Source organism: Streptomyces sp. NPDC002785, from assembly GCF_040295565.1.
Classification (GTDB): Bacteria; Actinomycetota; Actinomycetes; order Streptomycetales; family Streptomycetaceae; genus Streptomyces.
Genome location: NZ_JBEOVN010000410.1, coordinates 1 through 1,779 on the forward strand (window position 1 = coordinate 1; position 1,779 = coordinate 1,779).

Here is a 1,779-nt window from a genome sequence, read left to right on the forward strand (position 1 = left end):
CGAGAACCACTACAAGGGCTGCACCCGTATCACCAGCCGAAACGCCGAGCATTGCGCCGCAGATCGAACCTCTAACCGAACGGCATTGGGACTAGGACCGGTCCAGGTCCTGTGGGCCTCGGCCGAAGTGCCTTGTGCTGGTGCGGCTCTTGGACGAGGCGCGGTGTGGGACGGCGTTTCTCCGTTGGGGTGCCGAGTTTCATCGCTTGCCGACGTAACCAGGGGACGGTTGTCATGCCTGTCGCGGTGATTACGGGTGCTTCCAAGGGGCTGGGGCGCGCGCTGGGGGCGGGACTCGCGCAGCGGGGCTGGGATCGGGTGCCGGCTGCCAGGTCGGCGGGGGTGCCGGCGCGAACCCGTGAAGGAGCTGGGTGACGGGTAGGGAACGCGGGTGGTGGGCGTTGCCGGGGACGTCACGGACGCCGGGCACCGAGCGGAGCCGGCGGCGGCCGCCCGGGGCTCGGCAGGGCTGACCGGGCTGCACGAGCCGGAGGCCTCGCATCTGCTGATGCTGAAGGCGGTCGCGGGACGGGATGCCTCTGGCGTACGGATACGCCCAGGCGCTGCGCCATGGGTACCTCCGGCATGACCTCGGGGACGTCCATCTACCCCTCCCCGAGGTGGAACCTCACACTCCGCATTGCTGAAGCAACGGTTGGTCAGTTTGTTACACGGCCGATGTGAGGCCGGGCATAGGACCCACGTCACTTACGAAGCCGGCTAGTGGATACATAAGCGCCACATCAGTGGGCATGAGCACGGGTCGTCACGTCCGAGCGCGGCCGTGATCCACTATCCGGGGTCGTACGTCACACCTTTGCCACTGAATTTTGCTGGCGCTAAGAATTGCACTCGTCCCCGACGGAGATGCGAAAACCGCTTCCCGTCTTCGTCCTCCGTGAGGACTCCCGCGATTCGAAGAGGTATGCCTGCATGTCCGTGTCCAGCATCCCCGGCCGCCGTCGTCGCCTGAACAAGACCCAGAAGCTCTCCGTCGCGGGTATCTCCGCCATCGCCGTCGCCTCGCTCTCGTTCTCGCTCGTCCCCGCCAATGCCGAAGGCAAGCCCAAGGCGCAGACCCCCGAGTCCGCCGCCCCCATGGTCCTCGCATCGGTCGCCGGTACTCCGCAGGTCAAGACCGTGCAGGCCAGCCTCATCGAGCAGCACTCCACCGCCGAGAAGCTGGTGAAGGCCGCCGACCTCGCCAGGGCCAAGGAGGCCGCCGCCGTCAACGCCAAGGCTCAGGCCGCCGCGAAGGCCAAGGCCGCCGCCGCTGCCGAGGTCAAGGCCCGTGCCGAGGCGAAGGCCGAGGCCGCCGCCCGGCTGAAGGCCAAGGCCGTCGCCGAGCGCACCGATACGCAGCCCGCCAGCCGCTCCGCGGCCCGCACCCCGGTCTACGCCAACAACCTGGACGGCTGGATCAAGCAGGCGCTGAACATCATGAAGGCCCACGGCATCCCCGGCTCGTACGACGGTCTGCACCGCAACATCATGCGGGAGTCCACCGGTAACCCGAACGCGGTCAACGGCTGGGACATCAACGCCAAGAACGGCACCCCGTCCTGCGGCCTGCTGCAGGTCATCCGGCCGACGTTCAACGCGTACCACGTTCCCGGCACCTCGACGAACATCTACGACCCGGTCGCCAACATCACCGCCGCGGCCAACTACGCCGCCGACCGTTACGGCTCGATCGACAACGTCAACAGCGCGTACTGATCGACTCCGGACGTCCTCGGACGACCTGCGCATACGCCGAAGGGCGGCACCCCGTGCGGG

The 1,779-nt window shown here is 67.7% G+C and carries 1 protein-coding gene and 2 pseudogenes; all 3 read left to right on the forward strand.

Annotation, left to right across the window (positions count from 1 at the left end):
* Positions 1-234 precede the first annotated feature (234 nt).
* Positions 235-472 (forward strand): annotated as a pseudogene (locus ABTZ94_RS37425) (SDR family NAD(P)-dependent oxidoreductase); the annotation flags it as partial.
* Positions 470-647 (forward strand): annotated as a pseudogene (locus ABTZ94_RS37430) (S-adenosylmethionine:tRNA ribosyltransferase-isomerase); the annotation flags it as partial. The pseudogenes ABTZ94_RS37425 and ABTZ94_RS37430, both read left to right, overlap by 3 nt.
* 286 nt (positions 648-933) lie before the next feature.
* On the forward strand, positions 934-1,719 hold the full coding sequence (locus ABTZ94_RS37435) for a transglycosylase SLT domain-containing protein (RefSeq protein WP_351207911.1): 786 nt from the start codon (positions 934-936) through the stop codon (positions 1,717-1,719).
* Positions 1,720-1,779: the final 60 nt, after the last annotated feature.

Bases quoted from the DNA above. Each gene is read 5' to 3' on its own strand.
- ABTZ94_RS37435 (WP_351207911.1), top strand. From the start codon at position 934: ATGTCCGTGTCCAGCATCCCCGGCCGCCGTCGTCGCCTGAACAAGACC.